General features: G+C 62.7%; 18 protein-coding genes and 1 pseudogene. 10 read left to right on the forward strand and 9 right to left on the reverse strand.

The annotated features are described in order from the left end of the window. The first annotated feature begins 27 nt into the window (after positions 1-27). Complete coding sequence (gene pbpC, locus HY836_RS07700; RefSeq protein ID WP_290675170.1) at positions 28-2,376, forward strand: penicillin-binding protein 1C; 2,349 nt, start codon at positions 28-30, stop codon at positions 2,374-2,376. Positions 2,377-2,431: 55 nt separating this feature from the next. Then, positions 2,432-2,785: an HPF/RaiA family ribosome-associated protein gene (locus tag HY836_RS07705; RefSeq protein ID WP_290675172.1), complete on the forward strand. Its 354-nt coding sequence runs from the start codon at positions 2,432-2,434 to the stop codon at positions 2,783-2,785. A gap of 4 nt (positions 2,786-2,789) precedes the next feature. On the opposite strand, the gene HY836_RS07710 is transcribed toward HY836_RS07705, so the two are convergent. Beyond that, a complete protein-coding gene (locus HY836_RS07710; protein WP_290675173.1) occupies positions 2,790-4,208 on the reverse strand; it encodes a cytochrome P450 in 1,419 nt (472 codons plus the stop codon). Positions 4,209-4,376: 168 nt separating this feature from the next. On the opposite strand from HY836_RS07710, the gene HY836_RS07715 reads away from it, so the two are divergent. After that, positions 4,377-5,252 (forward strand): AraC family transcriptional regulator, encoded by an 876-nt coding sequence (locus tag HY836_RS07715; protein ID WP_290675175.1) that lies wholly within the window; start codon positions 4,377-4,379, stop codon positions 5,250-5,252. Positions 5,253-5,283: 31 nt separating this feature from the next. Here the strand turns inward: HY836_RS07715 and HY836_RS07720 are convergent, their stop codons facing one another. Beyond that, a complete protein-coding gene (locus tag HY836_RS07720; RefSeq protein ID WP_290675176.1) occupies positions 5,284-5,751 on the reverse strand; it encodes a nuclear transport factor 2 family protein in 468 nt (155 codons plus the stop codon). A 102-nt stretch (positions 5,752-5,853) separates the two neighbouring features. Between HY836_RS07720 and HY836_RS07725 the strand changes: the two genes are divergently transcribed. Beyond that, the gene (locus tag HY836_RS07725) at positions 5,854-6,435 is read left to right on the forward strand and encodes a TetR/AcrR family transcriptional regulator (protein ID WP_290675177.1); all 582 of its coding nucleotides are present in this window, start codon (positions 5,854-5,856) and stop codon (positions 6,433-6,435) included. Between the two features lie 11 nt (positions 6,436-6,446). On the opposite strand, the pseudogene HY836_RS07730 reads toward HY836_RS07725, so the two are convergent. From HY836_RS07730 to HY836_RS07760, 7 genes and pseudogenes are all read right to left on the reverse strand, one after another. Further along, positions 6,447-6,728 (reverse strand): annotated as a pseudogene (locus HY836_RS07730) (type I restriction enzyme endonuclease domain-containing protein); the annotation flags it as partial. Between the two features lie 161 nt (positions 6,729-6,889). Beyond that, on the reverse strand, positions 6,890-7,801 hold the full coding sequence (locus HY836_RS07735) for a DUF3800 domain-containing protein (protein ID WP_290675178.1): 912 nt from the start codon (positions 7,799-7,801) through the stop codon (positions 6,890-6,892). A 545-nt stretch (positions 7,802-8,346) separates the two neighbouring features. Next, the gene (locus HY836_RS07740; protein ID WP_290675179.1) at positions 8,347-8,751 is read right to left on the reverse strand and encodes a hypothetical protein; all 405 of its coding nucleotides are present in this window, start codon (positions 8,749-8,751) and stop codon (positions 8,347-8,349) included. Between the two features lie 99 nt (positions 8,752-8,850). Next, positions 8,851-9,252 (reverse strand): hypothetical protein, encoded by a 402-nt coding sequence (locus HY836_RS07745; protein WP_290675180.1) that lies wholly within the window; start codon positions 9,250-9,252, stop codon positions 8,851-8,853. Between the two features lie 96 nt (positions 9,253-9,348). After that, positions 9,349-12,429, reverse strand: a complete 3,081-nt coding sequence (locus tag HY836_RS07750; RefSeq protein WP_290675181.1) for a serine/threonine-protein kinase — start codon at positions 12,427-12,429, stop codon at positions 9,349-9,351. Positions 12,430-12,625: 196 nt separating this feature from the next. Further along, positions 12,626-13,189, reverse strand: coding sequence for an ECF-type sigma factor (locus HY836_RS07755; RefSeq protein ID WP_290675182.1), 564 nt, complete (start codon positions 13,187-13,189; stop codon positions 12,626-12,628). 75 nt (positions 13,190-13,264) lie between these two features. Then, positions 13,265-13,921: a WHG domain-containing protein gene (locus tag HY836_RS07760; protein ID WP_290675183.1), complete on the reverse strand. Its 657-nt coding sequence runs from the start codon at positions 13,919-13,921 to the stop codon at positions 13,265-13,267. A 127-nt stretch (positions 13,922-14,048) separates the two neighbouring features. On the opposite strand from HY836_RS07760, the gene HY836_RS07765 reads away from it, so the two are divergent. From HY836_RS07765 to HY836_RS07790, 6 genes are read left to right on the forward strand one after another with little or no spacing between them, the layout of a single operon-like run. Continuing rightward, a complete protein-coding gene (locus HY836_RS07765) occupies positions 14,049-14,438 on the forward strand; it encodes a c-type cytochrome (RefSeq protein WP_290675184.1) in 390 nt (129 codons plus the stop codon). Between the two features lie 14 nt (positions 14,439-14,452). Continuing rightward, complete coding sequence (locus tag HY836_RS07770) at positions 14,453-15,874, forward strand: D-arabinono-1,4-lactone oxidase (protein WP_290675185.1); 1,422 nt, start codon at positions 14,453-14,455, stop codon at positions 15,872-15,874. 17 nt (positions 15,875-15,891) lie between these two features. Further along, positions 15,892-17,172 carry an alanine racemase gene (locus tag HY836_RS07775; protein ID WP_290675186.1) on the forward strand — a complete coding sequence of 427 codons (1,281 nt, stop codon included), beginning with the start codon at positions 15,892-15,894 and terminating at the stop codon, positions 17,170-17,172. Between the two features lie 58 nt (positions 17,173-17,230). Beyond that, complete coding sequence (locus tag HY836_RS07780; RefSeq protein WP_290675187.1) at positions 17,231-17,662, forward strand: DUF2147 domain-containing protein; 432 nt, start codon at positions 17,231-17,233, stop codon at positions 17,660-17,662. 30 nt (positions 17,663-17,692) lie between these two features. Then, positions 17,693-18,607 carry a hypothetical protein gene (locus tag HY836_RS07785; protein WP_290675189.1) on the forward strand — a complete coding sequence of 305 codons (915 nt, stop codon included), beginning with the start codon at positions 17,693-17,695 and terminating at the stop codon, positions 18,605-18,607. Between the two features lie 38 nt (positions 18,608-18,645). Then, entirely contained in the window at positions 18,646-20,676 is a 2,031-nt protein-coding gene (locus HY836_RS07790) for a neutral/alkaline ceramidase (protein WP_290675191.1), read from the forward strand. Positions 20,677-20,688 lie beyond the last annotated feature (12 nt).

Here is a 20,688-nt window from a genome sequence, read left to right on the forward strand (position 1 = left end):
GATGGTTTCGATGAAGGCCGTTCGCCCATGAGCCTCAAGCGGTACAGCAGGCTCATGCCCGTCAGCGTCGCCATGGCGCTGACGGGCGCAAGCACGGCTGTCCACGCCCTGCCCAGCTTCGACCAAGTCAAGACCAGCTATCGCTCGTCAGACACGCTCCTGCTTGATCGACAGGGCCAGCCCTTGCAAGCCGTGCGCACCGACAAGACCGCCCTGCGCGGCGAATGGGCCACGCTGCCCCAGGTGTCGCCCGCCCTGCGCACCGCCTTGCTGCTGTCGGAAGACAAACGCTTTTACGAACACACCGGTGTGGACTGGCAGGCCGTGGGTGCGGCCGCCTGGGGCAATCTGTGGAACAGCCGCACGCGCGGCGCCTCCACGGTGACCATGCAGCTCGCCGGCCTGATGGACCAGGACCTGGCCATGCCACAAGGCGGCCAGCAAAGCCGCTCCGTGGTGGCCAAGATCGGGCAAGCCTCCACCGCATGGCGGCTGGAGCGCAGCTGGCGCAAGGATCAGATCCTGGAGGCCTACCTCAACCTCGTGGGCTTCAGAGGCGAAGTGGTCGGCATCTCGGCCTTGTCGGCCCGCCTCTTCCACAAATACCCCAGCGGGCTGGATGCCGAAGAGGCGGCGATCACCGCGGCGCTGATCCGCTCGCCCAACGCGCCCGCGGCGCGCGTGGCCGATCGCGCTTGCGGCGTGCTGCAGGAACAAGGCCTCAAACCCGATTGCAAGACCCTGGCCACTTACACGGCACAGGTGCTGGCCAGCAAGCGCAACGAGCGCCTCAATGCAGACGATCAACTGGCACCGCATCTGGGCCAACGCCTGCTCGCAGTCTGGCCAGCCAGGACGCCGCGCCCCGCCAGCATCACCACCACGCTGGATGCCCGCCTGCAGCGCTTTGCCCGCAACACCTTGCGCCAGCACCTGCGTGAACTGCGTGATCGCCATGTCGAAGACGGCGCCGTGATCGCCCTGGACAACGCCACCGGCGAGGTGCTGGCCTGGGTAGGGTCGAGCGGCGAGCTGTCACAAGCGGCGGATGTGGATGGCGTGATGGCCCTGCGCCAGGCTGGCTCCACGCTCAAGCCCTTTCTGTATCAGATCGCGATTGAACAACGCTGGCTGACTGCAGCCTCTATCCTCGATGACTCGCCCGTGGGCCTGACCACCAGCAGCGGGCTCTACATCCCGCAAAACTACGATCACGCGTTCAAAGGGCCCGTGTCGCTGCGCACCGCCTTGGGCTCGTCGCTGAACGTGCCGGCGGTGCGCACCCTGGTGATGGTGACACCAGAACGCTTCGCTCAGCGGCTCACCGCCCTGGGCCTGCCCTTGAGCCACAACGGTGACTTTTATGGCTACAGCCTGGCATTGGGCTCTGCCGAGGTCACGCTGGCGTCCTTGAGCAATGCTTACCGGGCGCTGGCCAATGGCGGGCAATATGGGCCATGGCGTGTGCAAGCCGCTGACGCAAACACCACCAGCGACAGGCAGCACACCAATGCAGCGCCCTGCAACGCAGCAGACGCCACACATTCCCAAGCGCCCAAGCCGGCACCTTCGTCAAGCGCGGCACTCATGAACCCTGCTGCCGCCTACATCGTGGCCGACGTGCTGGCCGACCGCGAAGCCCGCGTGCCCACCTTCGGCCTGAGCAACGCCCTGGCTGCGCGCTACTGGGCCGCCGTCAAGACGGGCACCAGCAAGGACATGCGCGACAACTGGTGCGTCGGGTTTTCGAAGCGCTACACGGTGGGTGTGTGGGTGGGCAATGCCAATGGCGACCCGATGTGGGACGTGTCCGGCACCACCGGCGCTGCGCCGGTCTGGCGCGCCGTGATGGACGAACTGCACAGGCGTCATCCCGATCAGCAAGCGAGCCAGCCGCCATCCCCGCCCAAAGGCCTGCTGCAACAGACGGTTCACTTCGAGCGCAACCTGGAGCCGCCCCGCAACGAGTGGTTCATCGCCGGCACCGAGCAAGCCGATATCCGTCTGGCCAGTCAGATGGGCGCCGCCCGCACGCTGATTCATGCCCCCAGCGACCGCACCATCTTCGCACTCGACCCGGACATCCCGCTGCAGGCCCAGAAGATCGCGTTTGCGCTGGTGCCCGGTGTGTCACCCAAGTGGTCATGGCGCCTGGATGGCAAGCGCCTCGGTCCCGCCACCAACATGAAATGGGCCATGTGGCCCGGCCCACACCTGCTGGAACTGGTGGATGCCAGCAACAAGGTCATGGAGGCCGTGCGCTTTGAGGTACGCGGCGCGCAGGTCAAAAGCAAGACATCCACGGCGGATGTGAGGCCAGTTCGCCACATTGGCAAGCCTGCAACGCACGCACAAAACCCGAGCCAGATCAAATGATGTGCCCCACGATGGGGACTACACTGAACTGACCACTTTCCATAACGAGAAACACATGCAAGTACTGCTGCAAACCGATACCCATGTTGACGGCCGCCAAGGCATGGCCGAACACCTCGAGACCGTGGTCAAGGAAGCGTTGCACCGCTTTGGCGATCACGTTACCCGCGTGGAAGCCCACGTGACGGACGCAGCCCACCACAACAAGCCCAATCCGGATGACATCCAGTGCACGCTGGAAGCGCGCCTGACCGGCCTGGAGCCTGTGGTCGTCAAGGAGTTCGCCCCCAACGCCCACCAGGCCATTGCTGGCGCCGTGGCCAAGCTCAAGCGTGCCGTGGCCTCGTCCATCGAGAAGCACGACACCCGCCGCCACCCTCGCCCTGAAGTGGACGACGCGGCCGAGTAAGCACTCACACCTGTCGTTCATGTGCCGGTTCACGCCGGCGCATGCGCAAGAACAAGGTTTGCGCTGGCCTCAAGGTGAGGTTGAGTTGTGCCACGGGTTCGGGCTGGCCCGGCTCCTTGCTCAGTTCGTAACGCTGCAGCAGCATCGCGGCCACCAGCGTCATCTCCGTCATGGCGAAGTGCTGGCCAATGCACACGCGTGGCCCCAACCCGAAAGGCATCCAGGCGCTGCGCGGCAAGGGTGGCGCATCGGGCATGAACCGTTCTGGCCGGAAGGACTCCGGCTGCGGGAAGCTGCGCGCATCGTTGTGCAGCACCCAGGGTGCAACGATGATCATGCTGCGCCGAGGGATCGTCCAGGGCCCCACCTTGATCTCCTTCACCGCCCTGCGGGTCAACAAGCCGGCGGCCGGTGGATACAGCCGGAGTGTTTCCTTGATCGTCGCCGTCAGATAGGGCAGTTGCGGCAGGTCTTCGGCTTGGGGCGTACGCGCGCCCAGCACGCGACTGACTTCCTCATGCGCCAGTGCGGCCTTGTCGGAATGCGCGGCCATCAACCATGCCCACCATTGCAAGGCCTTGGCCGAGGTGTCAAAGCCCGCCAGGAAGATCACCTTGCATTGGGCACGCAGTTCAGCTTCGCTCAGGCGGCCACCACCTTCTTCATCGCGCGCCGCCAGCAGCAGGGCCAGCACGTCCTCCTGTGGCGCCTGGTCCACTGGCATCTGGCGACGATCGGCAATGTGCTTGTCAATCACTTCGTCAAACAGCCGCATGGCATGGCGCTTGGCCGCCTTGCCCGGCAAAGGCCAACTGTCTGGCAAGGTCAGCGGCACCATCAACTCCTGCATGGCGATCTCGTTGAGCGCATGTGAAGCCTTTGTCACTTGCCGAGCCGTGTCACCCAGATCGGTGCTGAAGAGGGTGCGGCAGATCACATCCATGGTCACACGCGCGGTCAGCTCGTCCATGTTGATCAGGCCCGAAGCGCCAGGCATATCGGGCACCAGACGATCCAGCAAGGGGGTGGCAGCGTCCACCATCAAGCGAGCGTAACCAGCAACCCGCCGAGGCGAGAACGCCGGCATGAGCAAGCGATGCAGGCGTTGCCAGTCCTCACCCTCGGCCATCATCACGCTGGGGCCTTGAACACGGCTGAACACCTCGATGGCGCGCTCCTGGCGGATCAGGCTGGCTGCGTTGTCAACCATCACGGCACGCACCAGCTCGGGCGAGCCCAGCAGACAGACCTTTTCCCAGTACATCTGCACGAAGACGATGTCACCCCACTCTCGGTGCATCTGGCGCGTGTAGCCCAGGAAGTCACGTGAGATCGCCTGCATGTGTGGTGCGCCAAACCAGGGGCAGGGTGGACCAGGCAGGCGGTGGGCCACTTCTGGCGCGCTGAGATTGTGTTGAGTCATGAGGGCGCATGCTAGGGAACCCACTGCGATCTGTCTTGAACGAACTCGACATCGACGGCCCCTTTCGTCGACCGGCATCGTGCATGCCTATACTGCCGACACCTTCCGCTGAGATGGATCCACCTCATGCCTGCGCTTGAGTCGCATAGCCCTCACAAAACGCCCAGCATGGATACAGCGCGGCTGTATCTGCCACGTCCCTCACTGGCGCATTGCCTGCGCGGCGCCCTGGTTCGCGACACACGAGGCGTGACGCTGACCGATGCGCAGCGCTTCAACTTCTTTCCTGCCACGCCCTACTGCGCCATCACCTGGTTCATCGAAGGCGAATCGCTGGAAGTGCAAGACGGCACGCGCGACCATGAGCGCAGCCCCCGGACGCCTTACCCCGCCCGCATCATGTTCAACGGGCCCTTTCCGCGCCCTTATGTGAGCTGGAGCAAGGGGCCTTTGTATGCCTTCATGGTGGGCTGGATGCCTGAAGCGATGGCCGCGTTGACCGGCATCGACCCCGCTGCGTATGTGAACCGGGTTGCGCCTGCGCACGAGGTGTTGAGCCCTCAATGGATGGACTGGTGCCAGCAGGTGCAAGACGCGCCTGACGACATGGCGCGCATCCAGTTCATCGAGTCCACACTGGACCCCATGTGGCGGGCAGCACGACCAGACGGCATCCCCGGCAGCCAGCTGGTGGAGGACTGGTCATCGCACGTGGCCTTGCGAGCGGCCACATCGGGCCTGGGCCGCAGCCTGCGCCAGGTCGAGCGCCGCATCAAACAGTGGACAGGCCTGCCACTGCGCGAGTTGAAGGGCTTGGGCAAGCTGGAGCGGGCCTTCTTCGAGACCATACAGGCCATGGAGAACGGCACCGACAACTGGTCTGACGTGGCCGAACAGGCCGGCTTTGCCGACCAATCCCATCTATGCCGTCAGACCCGGCGCCTCACCGGCTTTGCCCCTGAAGAACTGCGCCGACGCATTGCCGAAGACGAGGGCTTCTGGTGCTATCGGGTATGGGGCTTCCAGGAGCAGGCCTCCACCTGATCCCTGCGCGGGCAGCACTTGCTTGAAGAGGCTAGAGGCCCAGCTCGCTCAGGCTGGGATGATCATCAGGCCTGCGGCCCAGCGGCCAGAAGAACAAGCGTTCCGAGGCCTTGATCGGCATGTCATTGATGCTGGCGTAGCGGCGTTCCATCAGGCCTTGGGCATTGAACTGCCAGTTCTCGTTGCCATAGGAGCGATACCACTGGCCGGCATCGTCATGCCACTCGTAGGCAAAGCGCACGGCAATGCGCGTATCCGAATGCGCCCACAACTCCTTGATCAAGCGGTAATCGAGCTCGCGCGCCCACTTGCGTTGCAGCAATGCCCGCACCTGATCACGCCCGACCGGGAACTCGGCGCGGTTGCGCCATTGCGTGTCTTCGGTGTAGACCAGCACCACCCGATCCGGATCGCGGCTGTTCCAGGCGTCTTCGGCCAGGCGGACCTTCTGCGCAGCCGAATCGGCGGTGAAAGGCGGGAGTGGGGGGCGGGCTTCCATGTGGTGTCCTTGCATGGCCAGTGGCATCATCAACAAAGTAGACAACTCTGTCTACATGGGTGCAATCTACACGAAGTAGACAAGTCTGTCTACAATGCGCGCATGACCAGCCTTTTTCAGGGTGAAGCCCTGCCCACCAACGCTCGCGAGCGGATCCTGCACACGGCGCACCGCCTGTTTTATGCACACGGCATCCGCGCCACCGGCATCGACAAGGTGATTGCCGAGGCAGGCATCACCAAGGTCACGTTCTACCGGCACTTTCCCAGCAAGAACGAGCTGATCCTGGCCTACCTGGCCTTGCGCCACGAACGCTGGATGCAGTGGTTCGACGCCACCTTGGCCGCACACGGCGGCAAGGCCACGGCCCTGGTGCCCACGTTGAAAGCCTGGTTCGAGAGCGATGGCTTTAGGGGCTGTGCCTTCATCAACGTGGTGAATGAGCTGGGCGAAGAACTGCCGGAGGTGGTGGCGGTTTCTCAAGCGCACAAGCAGGACATGACGCGGGCGATCGCGGCCTTGTTGCCGGCTTCGCGGCAGCGGGCTGCGTTGGCGCAAGCCCTGGCGATGGTGGTGGATGGCGCGATCGTGCAGGTGCAGATGACGGGGGATGCGCCAGGGGCTTTGAGTGGGTTGCAGAGGGTGGTGAAGGCTTTGATGGCGCCGTCCGAAAAAAGCCAATAACCTGCTTAAAACTACCCCCACGCCTCACCAATCGTCTCCGCCTGTTCCAGCACCAACTCCACCGCCGCATCAGCCAAGTCAGGCGGGTACTTGTACTTGCGCAAAATCCGCTTGACCATCAACCGTAGCTTGGCTCGCACATTCTCGCGCTGCGCCCAGTCCACACTGATGTTCTGGCGCAGGCTGGTCGTCAGCTCGTGGGCGATCTTCTTCAACGTCTCGTCGCTCAGCTCCCGCACTGCCGATTCATTGGTGATCAAAGCGTCGTAGAACTTCACCTCGTCATCGCTCAGGGGCAGGGCCATCGAGGGCGATGTCGTAGCCACTCATGTGGGTGTAGCCGACTTCGATGAGCCAACTCAGTGCTTCCTGTTCGAGTTGATCCTCTGTCATACGGCTGCCAGGTGGTTCAATTTTTTGCTTGCTTGACGTGCGAGTTGGGCTAAACTGTAGTTCAAGTGGATTGGGGGTTCCTGGTCGGCGCTACAGCCTCGGTGGGTTCATCGGGGCTTTTCGCTTTCTGGAACGGATAAACCATCAAACCCACGTTTTCGTACCCGCTGCCCACGCGGGCACGGCCTCCGTCGCAGAAGAACTTTTGCTTCAACAGCTCAAAAGCCTGGTTGGCCTGAGCTGGTCGGATGTAGTTCAACCCCACGGGCCTGGCCACCAAATCGGCCAATTGCAAACCGGTCAGGTTGGTCTTCTTATCTGCAAACACGATGTCGAATGGCAAGATGCGGTTGCCTGGATTGTCGCCATCGCATATACGCCGAAACTCCAACTCCAGTTCAGCGTCTTCCTTCTTGCCCCGGCATTCCACCAGCACATGTGTCTTGACCTGGTCCTGACCTTTCTCAGCCAGGAACTCGCGCAACGCCTCCAGGCATATGCCCAAGGCGATGTGATACGGGTTGGAGTCGGCATTGCCGCTTTTGCTCACGCGGGCCTTGTCCACCACACAGGAGATCAAGATGAAGTTGCTGGCATCCATGATGGATGACAGGCGCTCCATGAAATCGTCTCTTGTCGGGCGGTAGCTCAAAAAGGCGAAATCGCCCTTCTGTTTGCGGATCTCGTTTTCGTGCAACACCACGCTGTCGTGGCCAAAGTAGTTGAACTTCAGCTTCTCGACCGCAGGGATGATCTTCTCGGCGTAGTGACGTTTGTGAAAGATGCACAGCGCCAGAACAAATACCGGGTAGTCCTTGTCGATGCTGGCCAGTGAATGGTCCCCGCTTTCGTCCACGTAAACCACGTAGTCGCTGAATCGGCGGTCAGCCTCGGCAGGCGGCGCCACCTCCACAGGAATGGCTTCTGCAGATTCAAAGAGCGCGTACTGCGTGCCTTGACCGACGGAACTCATGTCAGTTCAACTCCTTGACCAAGGGGCGGAACACCTCCGACATCCGCAAGGCTGTTGGCGCGCAGCTTGTCGGCGGTGGCCCAAAGAGTCTTTTTGATGTCGTCGAGCATGGGTCCCGGAGCGGTCTTCTTTGTGGAATGCCTGAGCGGCAACACAGCCGCCGCAAACCTTGATCTTAATTTGGGGCCAGGGGCGAAGACGGCTGGGAGAGCGCTGAATATGAAAAAACCGCCCGGAGGCGGTTTGAATCGCATTGGCCAACGAGAACATGTCTGGCCGGCAAACGTAGGCTGACATCCTGTTACCCGGAATTTAGTGCACATGATCCGCCTTCAAAGGCCGCGCGTTCATGAGGCACATCCAGCAGCGCCATCTGCGACGAGGGCGCCGCTGGATTCATGTCGCGTCGGCAGTTCGGAGTACATATGCAATCAAGTGCACCCAGACACGATCAGTGCCATCCTTGGTACTGAATGTTGGATCTGGGCTTGAGCGGAACGGGAATGGTGCCCGATGGAAATTCGTCTATGCCTGTTTCACCCTCGTCACGAACCTTTGGCTTGGGTGGCATTCATGCTCCTTGTCGACATGCTATGCCTCACACACAAAATTTCTGACAGGCTCTCAAACCCAAATTCACCACCATCACGCGCTTTTGGCTTTGGGGGGACAACAGGTGTACCAGTTGGGTACTCGTCAACACCTGTTTCACCGTCTTCACGTGCTTTGGGCTTGGGCGGGATGATGGGCGCACCAGACGGATACTCATCAAACCCAAATTCGCCACCATCGCGCGCTTTTGGCTTTGGGGGGACAACAGGTGTACCAGATGGGTACTCGTCAACACCCGTTGTGGCCGGATTGCTTTCATAAGCCCAACTCGTTGCCGCCAACATTGCGCAAAAAGTTGATACCAACATTTTGCGGATACACAACCCATGCTTGTACATAGAACCTCCTTGCTGTAGTAGAGCTTACATACTGCAAGGAGGCTCAATACATGGGAATCCCCACAAAGTGGGGCAAGAGGGCATCATCCCTCATGTGCATCAAGGCTGCGCGGCTTTGGCCTTGATGGCGCCGGCAGCTTCAAGGCCTTCCTTTTTGGGCTTAGGAGGAATTGGCAAGGTGCCCGTTGGGTATTGATTGCCGCCACCTTGACCGCTCAACTGAACAGCCGCACCTTCTTTCTTAGGCTTGGGCGGAATAGGCAGCGTGCCAGTGGGGTATTCCTTATCGCCCTTTGTGGTCAACCCACCAGCGGAGACAGGCTCGATTCGCTTGATCGCACCGGTTGCAGGCGCCACTTTCGTTGCCACGCCAGTAGAGGCCGCTTGCGCAATAGGCGCCACATCCGTGGCGGCTTGCACGGTACCGAAACCCGCCGCAAGCGCGAAGAATGTGATGGCCGAACCGATATAGCGCGATTTCAGCGAAACAAGATTGATCATTGCAATGCTCCAGTTTATGCAGGACGTCAAGAAAAATACTTCTGTAACCCAGAGAACGCTAAAACACCACCAGCACCGACATGGCGTTGCAAGTTTTTACATGCCAGTTGCCACCGCAGTGGCCAACAGTTTTCGGAGCTCGTCCAGCGGCTCCTTGAAATGATAGGCCACCACTGACTGTTCTCGAAATGCCTTACCCGCCAGATTGGCCTGCTTGAGCGCCCCAGCATGATCGCCGATGGCGAACAAACATAAGCCATAACGCGCACGCGTAGCAGCCAAGTACGGATTACCAATGTACCCGTCCGACAATGTCTTGATTGCACGCTCGAAGTATGGTCGCGCTTCGAGGGGCACTTTCTGGCCCATTTTCAATCGCGCCATCTGATCGCTGGCACTAAAGATGGCAAGGCGAAACTGGTCGTTTCTGGGCGTGCGGTCCACCGCCTCATATCTGGCGATCACCGTTGTCGCGGCTTGGTTAAAACGCCCCATTGCCATCAACAGAGCCGTCCGCCCCGTTGACATCTGGGCTGGGGACGCAGCAAGCTCCGCGTTCTTATCCACGGTCGGAGAGCCCAGCCACTTTGTGGCTTGGGTCAGATTGCCTTCGGCCAGGTAACTGGCACCCACGGCTTCGTCTATTGCCAGCACGTAAGGATGCTGCTCTCCCAGCCGCTTGGTCAACCTTACCCGTGCCTCCAGCAGTGTTGCCCTGGCCTCGGTGGGGCGACCGATGTCGTCCAGATACCAGGCCATCACGGTTTCAATGCGTCCGTCAATGGGGACAGCATTGCCCAACATCGATTGCAGGCGCAGAGCCTCAGTGAGGTGCTGACCGACTTCGCCCAAACGTCCATCGAACAAGGCCAGTTCGCCCAGAGCCAGGTGGGCCTGGAAGACAGTCCGTAGGTCGACCGAACCTAAATTGGTCAGGATAACCTTGCTCGCATGGGCCACCAAGTCCCGCCCCCCACCTGACAAGCCAATCGACGCACTCAAACGTCCCAACTGCAACTCGATCGCCGCGCTGCTGACATGATCAGCACCCAGCACTGTCGCCATGGTACGGTGTGCATCTTGCAATTCTTGTAGAGCCTGCGAGAAGCGCCCCACCTGGGCAAGACTCATAGCCAGTTGGTAGCGCTCTTGCGCAAGCCTCGCTGAATGCGTGCCCCACAAGCGAGCACGAATCTCCATGGATTCCTCGTACTTCGCAAATGAGGCCTTGTTGTCATTCTGAAGACTCAGCAGATCACCCATCGCGACCAGAGCCTCTGCGTGCTGCGACGTGTTAACGGCATAGGTGCCTAGTTGTTGCAATGCCGGAGCAATCAGCTCTTGTGCACCTCGAATATCTCTGGCTTTGAGCAAGAGCTGCGCTTTGGCCACTTGTATGCCGTAACACAACGTCACAGGCCGCATCTGGTTGGCAGCACACAAGTTGTAGCCGCGATTCAGACTACCTCCGGCTGCAGCCGTGTCACCACGTGCGTCCTGACTGTCGGCCAGATCGCGCCAGGCCTGCACTCGCTCACCAACGTCCGCGTTCATGGCGGTCAGTTGTTCTGCGCGTTGCAGACGCAAGGCAATCGCCTCATCCGTGATCGCCAGGTTGTGCAGCAGGCCTCCCACCACGCCTTGCAGCTCAACCCGCACCTGTGGCTGGTCTTTCAGCTGCGTGCCAAGGGCACGGGCGCTGTTGACCAGCAACTGCTCCACCGTCTGCTGGCGCTTGCGCAAGGCGTCGGGCTGTTCCACGTCGCCGTTCTCGAACAGGCCCACCAGGAAGTCCTTGATGGCATTGGCTTTGGCTGCCTCCTGCCGGGCCTCCTGGGCCTGCCACAGGGCCACGCCCAGACCCACGCTGAGTGCGGCCATCACGGCGCCCACTGCGCTCAAGGCCCAGGCATGGCGCTGTACGTATTTGCGCGTGCGGTACCAGCGGCTGTCAGGCTGGGCGGCAATCGGCTCTTTCGCCAGATGGTGCTGGATGTCCTGCGCGAAGGCTTCGGCCGTGGCGTAGCGGCGTACCGTCTGCTTCTGCAAGGCGGTGAGCACGATCACATCCAGGTCCCCCTTGAGCAGCTGGTGCAGGCGCCGTGGGCTGGTGTGGAAGTGCGTGGCGAGATCGCTGAGCGTGACGGCCGTCGGGTGGTGCGTCTGCACGTCGGCATCCAGCCAGACCTGGCTGGGGCGGCGCGGGTCGGTGGCGAGGATGGCTTCTTCCAGCGCACCGCGTGTGCCGCGTGGCAGGCGGTAAGGGCGCTGGCCCGTGAGCAGCTCGAACAGGATCACGCCCAGGGCGTACACATCGCTGGCGGTGGTCAGCGGTTTGCCGGCGATCTGTTCGGGCGCGGCGTAATCAGGGGTGAGCACATGGCCGTTGTGCTGGGTCAGTTCGGTGGAGACGGCGACTGCGCCGGTTTCGCTGTCGCGTATCAGCTTGGCGATGCCGAAGTCCAGCAGCTTGACCTCGCCTTGCTCGTTGACCAGGATGTTGCTGGGCTTGAGATCGCGGTGCAGCACAAGCTTGGTGTGCGCGTACTGCACGGCGCTGAGCACCTGCAGGAACAGGTTCAGGCGCTCACGGATGTTGAGCTGGTGCGCATCGCAATAGGCGGGCAGGGATTGGCCCTCGATGTACTCCAGCACCATGAAGGGCAGGCCTTGCGGGGCGGTGCCCACGTCGTACAGGCGGGCGATGTGGCGGTGTTCGAGGCTGGCCAGGATGTCGCGTTCGCGGCGCAGGCGTTCGGCCAGCAGGGCCTGGCCCGGGCCGGCATGCGGCATCTTCAAGGCCACCTGGCGGCGGATCTGGCCATCATCACGCTCGGCCAGCCAGACCACGCTCATGCCGCCCTGGCCCAAGGGGCGGATCAGGCGATAGGGCCCGAGCATGTCGCCCGCAAACAAGCCGGACTGGCTGCTGTGGGCACCTTGGCCTCCACCATGCTCGGCATCATCCGATGCTGATGCAGCGGGTACCGGCTCCAGCTTGGGCAAGGCCGCCATGAATGCGCCACCATCGAGCTCCCGCCGGTCGGCCAGCAACTGGCGCAATGCGGCAGCGGTGTCCTCGTCCAGGTTCTGGCGCTGCAGCCAGGCCTCGCGCTGATCGGCGGGCTGCGCCAGCGCCTCGTCCAGCAATGGCATGAGGCGGGGCCACAGGGCCATGGGGATCTTCATGGCCACGACAATGTGAGTGCAAAAGGAGAGGCTGAGAGCCTTTCCACGTGTCCGAGCAGACCGCTCTGGCAGCGCCAATCAAGGCGCAAAGCACAGCCGTAGCTCGGGCTACGGAGAGCATTTGCAACGCTGAGTGGGGCCGCCAGAACGGGATGAGCGGGCATGGGGAAGGGCTCTCAGCCTCTCAGGCCTTGAGGGCGGCGAACAGGAAGCTGCGGGCACGCTCCCAATCACGCTCGACGGTGCGGGTGCTGACAGCCAGCACTTCGGCGATCTCGGCGTTGTCCAGGCCGATGAAGTAGCGCATCTCCACCACCTTGACCAGGCGGGGGTCGATGGCGCCCAGGGCCTCCAGCGCTTCGTGGATGTGCAGCACCTCGTCTTCGCCGCTGGGCAGGCCCGAGGCCACGGCGGTGTCCAGGGTCACGAACGCCATGTCGCCGCCACGGCGCTGCGCCTGTTGTTCGCGCGCCAGGTCCACCACCACCGAGCGCATCACCTTGGCCGCATACGAGAGGAAATGCGAACGGTCGTTGAGCGAGAGCTCTTCCAGCTTGAGCAGGCGCAGGTAGCACTCGTGCACCAGGGAGGTGGTGTCGAGCATCACGCGTTCGTCGGTCTTGCGCATGCGGGCCGAGGCGATGCGGCGCAGCTCGGGGTAGAGCAGATCGAACAGACGGTTGAGCGCATCGGCCTGGCCTTCCTGCGCAGCCGCCAGCAACAGTGTGACTTCTCCAACCTTGCCCATGAAACTGACTCCACAAACGCCAACAGCCACCGCACCGGGTGGCGCAGTGGCATTGTAGGGAGCTTCTGCCCGCTATCAGCTGGCCTTGAACTGCTGCAAGAGCCCGCCCAGCAGCACTTCGATCATCACCTCGACATGGCGATCGCTGGGCACCTCAGGGAACCAGGTGTCGTCCGGCCCCATGACCAGATGGCGTGCGGTCAAGCCATGGATGCCTTCCCAGAAGATCTGGGTCATCAGGTCGATGTCGATATCCGCCTGGCTGACCACGCCTGTTTGCGCCAGTTCAAGCCACAGGCTGCGGCTGAAGGCGTAAGGATCTTCGGTGGGATCGCCATGCTGCACACGCGCCGATTCGTTGGGCGCATGCGGACGAGGCTGCATGAACACGAAGGCGTATTCCGCCGGATGCGTCATGCCGAAGTGGATGTAGGCGCGCGCCATGCCACGGATGCGGTCCGCCGGCGCCTGGTGCTCGTTGGCCGCGCTGCTCATCACCTTGGTGAGTTCCAGCAGATCTTCGTCCATGGCCTGCGTGATCAGCATGGCCTTGTCTTCGAACAGCGAGTACACGACGGTGGTGGAGTAACCGGCCAGCTCGGCCACCTTGCGCAGCGATACGTCGCCCAGGCCACCCTTCCTGATCAGCTTGCGCACGATCTTGATGATGGCCTTGCGGCGTTGCTCTGCTTCGCGCAGCTTGCGTGTCTCTTTGGCGGATGTGGTGGCCACGAACCGGCTCTCCTGGTCTGATCCTGTCCCTGTATTACCTCGCGTTTTGCGACTCGGTGTGGACAGGGTTTGTCTGGATAACTCTCTGATTGGGCACAGCATATTCTGATAACACTGTATTTTTTTCATGCGCCGTTTCTTTTTCATGACCTTGATCAAACACGCCTTGTGCTCACTGGCCTGGATCCCGGCGCTGCTGCTGGCGGCCTGCCACGCCTCGCCGCCCCACGAGCCGAATGACCAGGAGGTCACCCGCGCCGAAGCCTTGCGCCCGGCGGATGCGCAACTGGCCGCCAAGTACGAGCGGTCCTGCCAGGCCTGCCATGGCGTGCGCAGCGCGGCCCCGCTGACGGGCTTCGAGCCCGCGTGGGCGCCACGCGTCGCCAAGGGTGCCGATGTATTGCTCCAAAAAGCCCGCGACGGTTTCAACGGCATGCCCGCCAAAGGCCTGTGCAGCGACTGCACCGACGACGACCTGCGCGGCCTGATCGCCTTCATGAGCCAGCCTGCCCTTTAAGTCCGACAAGCCCCATGAGCCAACCCACTTTTGAAACCGTCCTGCCACGCCGCCAGTTCATCGCCACGGGCGCTGCAGCCACCTTGGGCAGCCTGCTGCTGGGCTCCGGCCTGCTGGAATCTGCTCAGGCTGAAACGGCTGCGAGCAAGGGGGCGCCGGCCAGTGCGCTGCAATGGCACAACTGGTCTGGCGCGCAGCAAGCTCGCCCCGCCGCCCTGCCCACACCGGGCAGCGAGGCCGAGTTGCAAGCCTTGATGGCGTCCGCACAAGGTGAAGTGCGTGCCTTTGGCTCCGGCCACTCCTTCACAGCGCTGGTGCCCACGCCGGGCAGCATCGTGTCGCTGGATCGCCTCTCGGGCATCGTGTCGGTAGACCGCGCCGCCATGACGGCCACCATCCATGCCGGCACGCGTCTGGGCGTGCTGTCTCGCGCACTGGATGCTCAGGGCCTGGCCTTGCGCAACCTGCCGGACGTGGATGTGCAGACCATCGCCGGTGCCATCTCCACCGGCACGCACGGCACGGGCATGGCCCTGCCTGCCCTGCACGCCGACATCGTGGGCATGCGCATCGTCACCCCTGGTGGCAAGGTGGTGGAGCTGCGGGAAGACAAGGACCGCGACCTGCTCGCCGCCGCACGCGTCTCGCTGGGCAGCCTGGGCGTGATCTCGCAAGTCACCATGCGCGTGCTGCCGGCCTACAACCTGCATCGCAAGGTCTGGCTGCGCCCCATCGAAGATCTGCTCAAGCAGGCGCCGCAACTGGCGCAACAGCACCGTTGCTTCGAGATGTACTACCTGCCCTTCACGGGCTATGGCGCCGCCATCTCGCACGACATCTACACCGGCACCGAGCTGATGCTGCCCAAGCCCAGCGATGACGCCGTCATGGCCGACCTGCGCACCCTGCGCGACTGGCTGGGCCGCTTCCCGCAACTGCGCCAGTGGGCTGCGCAGAAGTTCATCGATCCCAACATGACCGACGAGGCCCGCCACCGCGCCTACCGCCTGCTGTCGTCCGTGCGGCCGATGAAGTTCAATGAATCCGAGTGGCATGTGCCGCGCGAACAGGGCATTGCCTGCCTGCGCCAGATCATTGGTGCCATCGAGAAGCACAACGAAGCCTTCTTCCCCATCGAGTTCCGCTTCATCAAGGGCGACGACGCCTGGCTGAGCCCCTTCCATGGCCGCGACAGCTGCTCGATCGCCGTGCATGCGGCTGCCGATGAGCCCTATGACTACCTGATCAAGGACTGCGCCCCCATCTACCGCGCCCACCAGGGCCGCCCACACTGGGGCAAGTTGCACGAGATGGGCTTCGCCGAGCTGTCCGCCATGTACCCGCGCTGGAACGACTTCCAGACCGTGCGCAAGCAGTTTGACCCACAAGGCCGCATGCTCAATGCGCACCTGCGCAAGCTCTTCGTCAAGGCTTGAGAGCGAGGTCATTCAACATGCCTATTATCAGCAGACGCGGCTTCATCGGCGCCACCGGCATCGCGGCAGTGGCCGGCGCCATCACGCTGCGCCCCACCGACAAGGGCGCCCCTTATGAGTCGTATTTCGCGGACCTCAATCAGGCACTGAATGCCGCCGGCATCGCCACACCCGCCATGGTCATTGACCGTGAACGCCTGCACGCCAATGCCCGCCATGTTCAGAAACATGTGCAGGGTCGGCTGCAGCTGCGCCTGGTCAACAAGTCGCTGCCTTGCCTGCCCCTGCTCGATGAACTCGGCAAGCTGACGGGCACCCAGCATCAGATGGTGTTCAACCTGCCCTATCTGCAACTGCTCACGCAACAACGCCCGCACAGCCAGGTCTTGCTGGGCAAGCCTTTGCCCGCAGCAGCGGCCGCGCGCTTCTATGCTGCTGCACCTACGTCGGGCTTCGATGCCAGCCGACAGCTGCAATGGTTGGTGGACACGCCCGAGCGCCTGAAGCAATACCGTGATCTGGCGCGCGGCCTCAAGCAGGCCATGCGCGTCAACATCGAGATCGACGTGGGCTTGCATCGCGGGGGCGTGCCCGATCTGGACGTGATGAAACAGATGGTGCAACTGATCCAGGAAGAACCACTGCTGCAATGGTCTGGCCTGATGGGCTACGACGCCCACACCGAAAAAATCCCTGAGGTGGCCGGCCTGCGCGACAAGGCCCGCTTGCACTCGAAGCAGACCTACCAGCACTTTGCCGACTTCATGCGCGCCAGCCCGCTCAAGGCAGAGCGCGAGATGCTCACGCTCAACACGGGCGGCTCGCCGAGCTTCAAGCTGCATGATGGCAGTGGTGCGGCCAACGAAGTGGCCGTGGGTTCCGCCATGGTCAAGCCCACGGATTTCGACACGCCGCTGCTCACCGATCTGGTTCCTGCTGCCTTCATCGCCACGCCGCTGCTCAAGACCGGCCCCTTCGTCGCCCCCGATGGCGTGGAAGAACTCAGCGCCGCCGCTGGCTGGTGGGACCCTAACCAGCGCCATGCGCACTTCATCCATGGCGGCCACTGGCTGGCCCGCCCCGAATCCCCCGCAGGCCTGAGCCCCAGTGGCTTGATCGGCCCCTCGTCCAACCAGCAGATCCTGCTGGGTTCGGGCAAACAGGCCCTGCGACCTGACGATTTCGTGTTCCTGAGGCCCACCCAGAGCGAGGCCGTCTTGCAGCAGTTTGGCGACATCGCCGTGTACGAGAAAGGCCGCATCACCGAGATGTGGCCCGTGTTCCCGGCACAGGCCTGATCGCCGCAATCCAAGGCGCGGCACCGCCCGCGCCACACCGTTGTGGAGTGTATTGATGATGAAGCGTTTGCCCATCGTCGGCCTTGTCACGGCCGTCACTTGCTGGCTGTCTAACCAGGCAGCCCATGCGGCCAGCCCCAACGACGCCAAGGGCCTCTGGCTCAGCGGCGACAAGGGCGCCGTGATCGAGTTCAAGGACTGCGCCGACACCGCAGGCGCCCTGTGCGCCACCGTGGTGTGGGACAAGGACGCCGGCACGCCGCTGGACACCTGCGGCCTGCTCATCGCCAAGCTCAAGAAGTACGACGACGAAGCCTGGCGCGATGGCTGGGTGCATGACCCGCGCACCAAGAAGAACTACAAGGCCGCTGTGCGCGTCAACAAGGACACCCTCTCGCTGCGCGCCTTCATCGGCGCCGAGATCCTGGGCGAGACCGAAGAGATGAGCCGTGTGGCCTCTCTGCCAGGTGCGGCCTGCAAATCCCATTGACATCCATCAGTTCAAAAACGGAGACAAACCATGACGTTCCAAGCCTCTCACATTGCCCTGTCCTGCAGCCTGGCTGCGCTCACCTTGGCCGCTGCGCTGCCTGCCCATGCTGCAGCGCCTGGCGAGCCCGAGATTCAGAGCTATGCCATCGACATGGAAGCCAGGGTGCTGACAGACCGCCGTACCAATGGCCTGTCCGACACCTACCTGCGCCCCGGTGCCGAGTTCACGGTCACCGCCGCGCATGAATCCGGTTTCCTGGGCTACCTGCAACTGGGCACCGTGGCCAAGGAAAGCTTCCCCGATGGCAACAAGACTACCGCGCTGGCGGCATTGGGCTACCGCTGGGGCAAGCCCGATGGCTGGCACTTTGGCGCTGGTGCGGCGCATGAGATGTTCCCCGGTTCGTCCGTTGAAGCGCCCGACAATGCACTCGACCCCACGACCACCCTCAAGACCAACTTCGACACCACCTTCGGCTTGTTCGAATTCGGCTACGGCATCGTGGAGGCCCGCTATCTGCTGGTCCTGAGCAAGGACTTCCGTGGCAACAACACCTCGGTGGTGTGCGGCGCTGCGGCTCAGATTGGCATGATTCAAACCGGCGGAGAAGACCTGTCTCAAGCCATGTCCTGCTATGGCCGTGGGTACCACCACAGCCGTGGCTCGCAGTTGCTGCAAGTCGAAGCCAAGATCCCGCTCAACAGCAACACCAAGCTGTTCACACACTTGGGCTACACGGCGGTGCGCAACTTCTCCTTCCTCAACACGGTGGACTACAAGATCGGCCTGATCCACACCCGATGGGGATTCGACTTCGAAGCCGACATCGTGGGCGGCTCCATGCGCAACAGCTACTACGGCAACACGGCCACCACCGACGGCACCTCGGTCAAACGCATCGACAAGCCAGCGCTGATGGCCAGCATCGCCAAGCGCTTCTGATCAACGCGACGGTCACAACCCACCACCAGGAGCCCGACATGCACACACCTCGCCGACTCTCCATGCTGGCCGCCACGGCTGCCACGGCATGGGCGCTCATGCCCCACCAGATCGCCCATGCGGCCACCGCTCAACCCTATCAACTGGGCGTGGGCATGAGCGACATCACCGGAGAGGCGGCCGAGGTCGGCATGATGGGCTATGCCGAACTGAGCCAGAAGACGGCCGGCATCCACCAGCGCCTGCGTGCCCGCGCCTTCATCGTGCAGGATGCGGCCACGCAAAAGTCCGCCGTCATCGTCATCACGGACACGGGCCTGGTCACACAGTCCATCCACCAGGCCGTGCTCAAACGGCTGGCCGCGAAGTACGGCGCGCTGTACAACGCACAGAACGTGCTGATCAGCGCCACCCACACGCATGCCGGCCCAGGTGGCTATTCGCACTACGCGCTCTACAACATCACCATCCTGGGCTTCCAGCAAAAGACCTTCAACGCCATCGTGGACGGCATCGTGGAGGCCATTGACCAGGCCCATCAGCGCAAGGCCCCTGGCGACATCCTGCTCAACCAGGGCGAACTGACGAACGCCAGCCGCAACCGCTCGACGCCGGCCTTCCGCCTCAATGCCGCCGCAGACCGCGCCGCATTCCCTCAGGAAATCGACCCGCTCATGAGCGTGCTGACCTTCCGCCAAGGTGGCAAGGCCGTGGGCGCGCTCAGCCTGTTCCCCACACATGGCACGAGCATGACCAACCAGAACAAGCTCATCAGTGGCGACAACAAGGGCTACGCCGCTTACCACTGGGAGCACGAGCATGCCGGTGTGCGCTACCGCACTGACAAGGCGCCCTTCGTGGCCGCCTTCGCCCAGACCAACCCGGGTGACATGTCACCCAACCTGAACCTCAAGCCAGGCAGCGGCCCCACCGAAGACGAGTTCGAGAACACCCGCATCATTGGCCTTCGCCAGGCTGACAAGGCCCTGAGCCTGTCGGCACAATCCACCACCTTGCTGCAAGGTGCGGTGGACTACCGCATGCGCTATGTGGACATGAGCCAGGTCACCGTGTCCGGCGCCTACACGCCCGATGGCAAGCCGCACACCACCTGCCCCGCCGCCCTGGGCACCAGTTTTGCGGCAGGCAGCGAAGAAGATGGGCCCGGCCCCGGCATTGCCAAGGAGGGCCAATCCAATCCCTTCCTGGCCGCTGTGGGTGGATTCGTGTTCTGGCCGTCGGAATCACTGCGCCAATGCCATGGCGTCAAGGAAGTCGTGATCCCGGTGGGCGACATGAAGCCCTACCCCTGGTCGCCCGAAGTGCTGCCCCTGCAACTGGTGCGCCTGGGCCAGCTCTACCTGGCCACCTTGCCCGGCGAGCCCACCATCATGTCCGGCTACCGCATTCGCCGCCAGTTGGCGCAAACGCTGGGCGTGGACGTCAAACAGGTGCTGGTGGTGGGCTACACCAACGCCTACACCCAATACATCACCACGCCCGAGGAGTACAGCATCCAGGACTACGAAGGAGGCAGCACGCTGTTTGGCCCCTACACCCAACCGGCGTATCAACAGGAGCTGGACAAACTGGCGCGGGACATGGTCAACAGTACCCCCACGATCAACAACCTGCAGCCACGTGACCTGAACTGCTGCCAGATGAACTTCCAGACCGGCGTATTGATGGACCTGCCAGCCTTCGGCAAGCGATTTGGCAGTGTGCTCAAGGATGCATCAGGCAGCTACAAGGCGGGTGATACCGTGAGCGTGCGCTTCCAGACCGGGCACCCCAAGAACAACCTGCGCCGCAACGGCAGCTTCCTGGAAGTGCAACGCCAGGTAGGCGGCAACTGGGTGGCCGTGGCCGATGATGGTGACTGGTCCACCCGCTATCGCTGGACACGCACCTTTGGTGCCGAGTCAGCCGCCGACATCAGCTGGACCATTCCCGCTGGCACGCCGGCTGGCAGCTACCGCATCGTGCACTATGGCGATGCCAAGAACCTCATCGGCACGATCACCTCGTTCACGGGGACATCCAGCGTCTTCCAGGTTCAAGCCAACTAACGCCGGCCGGCC

It is taken from the genome of Aquabacterium sp. (assembly GCF_016234775.1).
Taxonomy (GTDB): Bacteria; Pseudomonadota; Gammaproteobacteria; order Burkholderiales; family Burkholderiaceae_C; genus Aquabacterium.

Coding starts and splice junctions, on each gene's coding strand:
- pbpC (WP_290675170.1), top strand. CDS start 28: ATGAGCCTCAAGCGGTACAGCAGGCTCATGCCCGTCAGCGTCGCCATG.
- HY836_RS07705 (WP_290675172.1), top strand. CDS start 2,432: ATGCAAGTACTGCTGCAAACCGATACCCATGTTGACGGCCGCCAAGGC.
- HY836_RS07710 (WP_290675173.1), bottom strand. CDS start 4,208: ATGACTCAACACAATCTCAGCGCGCCAGAAGTGGCCCACCGCCTGCCT.
- HY836_RS07715 (WP_290675175.1), top strand. CDS start 4,377: ATGGATACAGCGCGGCTGTATCTGCCACGTCCCTCACTGGCGCATTGC.
- HY836_RS07720 (WP_290675176.1), bottom strand. CDS start 5,751: ATGGAAGCCCGCCCCCCACTCCCGCCTTTCACCGCCGATTCGGCTGCG.
- HY836_RS07725 (WP_290675177.1), top strand. CDS start 5,854: ATGACCAGCCTTTTTCAGGGTGAAGCCCTGCCCACCAACGCTCGCGAG.
- HY836_RS07735 (WP_290675178.1), bottom strand. CDS start 7,801: ATGAGTTCCGTCGGTCAAGGCACGCAGTACGCGCTCTTTGAATCTGCA.
- HY836_RS07740 (WP_290675179.1), bottom strand. CDS start 8,751: ATGTACAAGCATGGGTTGTGTATCCGCAAAATGTTGGTATCAACTTTT.
- HY836_RS07745 (WP_290675180.1), bottom strand. CDS start 9,252: ATGATCAATCTTGTTTCGCTGAAATCGCGCTATATCGGTTCGGCCATC.
- HY836_RS07750 (WP_290675181.1), bottom strand. CDS start 12,429: ATGGCCCTGTGGCCCCGCCTCATGCCATTGCTGGACGAGGCGCTGGCG.
- HY836_RS07755 (WP_290675182.1), bottom strand. CDS start 13,189: ATGGGCAAGGTTGGAGAAGTCACACTGTTGCTGGCGGCTGCGCAGGAA.
- HY836_RS07765 (WP_290675184.1), top strand. CDS start 14,049: ATGCGCCGTTTCTTTTTCATGACCTTGATCAAACACGCCTTGTGCTCA.
- HY836_RS07770 (WP_290675185.1), top strand. CDS start 14,453: ATGAGCCAACCCACTTTTGAAACCGTCCTGCCACGCCGCCAGTTCATC.
- HY836_RS07775 (WP_290675186.1), top strand. CDS start 15,892: ATGCCTATTATCAGCAGACGCGGCTTCATCGGCGCCACCGGCATCGCG.
- HY836_RS07780 (WP_290675187.1), top strand. CDS start 17,231: ATGAAGCGTTTGCCCATCGTCGGCCTTGTCACGGCCGTCACTTGCTGG.
- HY836_RS07785 (WP_290675189.1), top strand. CDS start 17,693: ATGACGTTCCAAGCCTCTCACATTGCCCTGTCCTGCAGCCTGGCTGCG.
- HY836_RS07790 (WP_290675191.1), top strand. CDS start 18,646: ATGCACACACCTCGCCGACTCTCCATGCTGGCCGCCACGGCTGCCACG.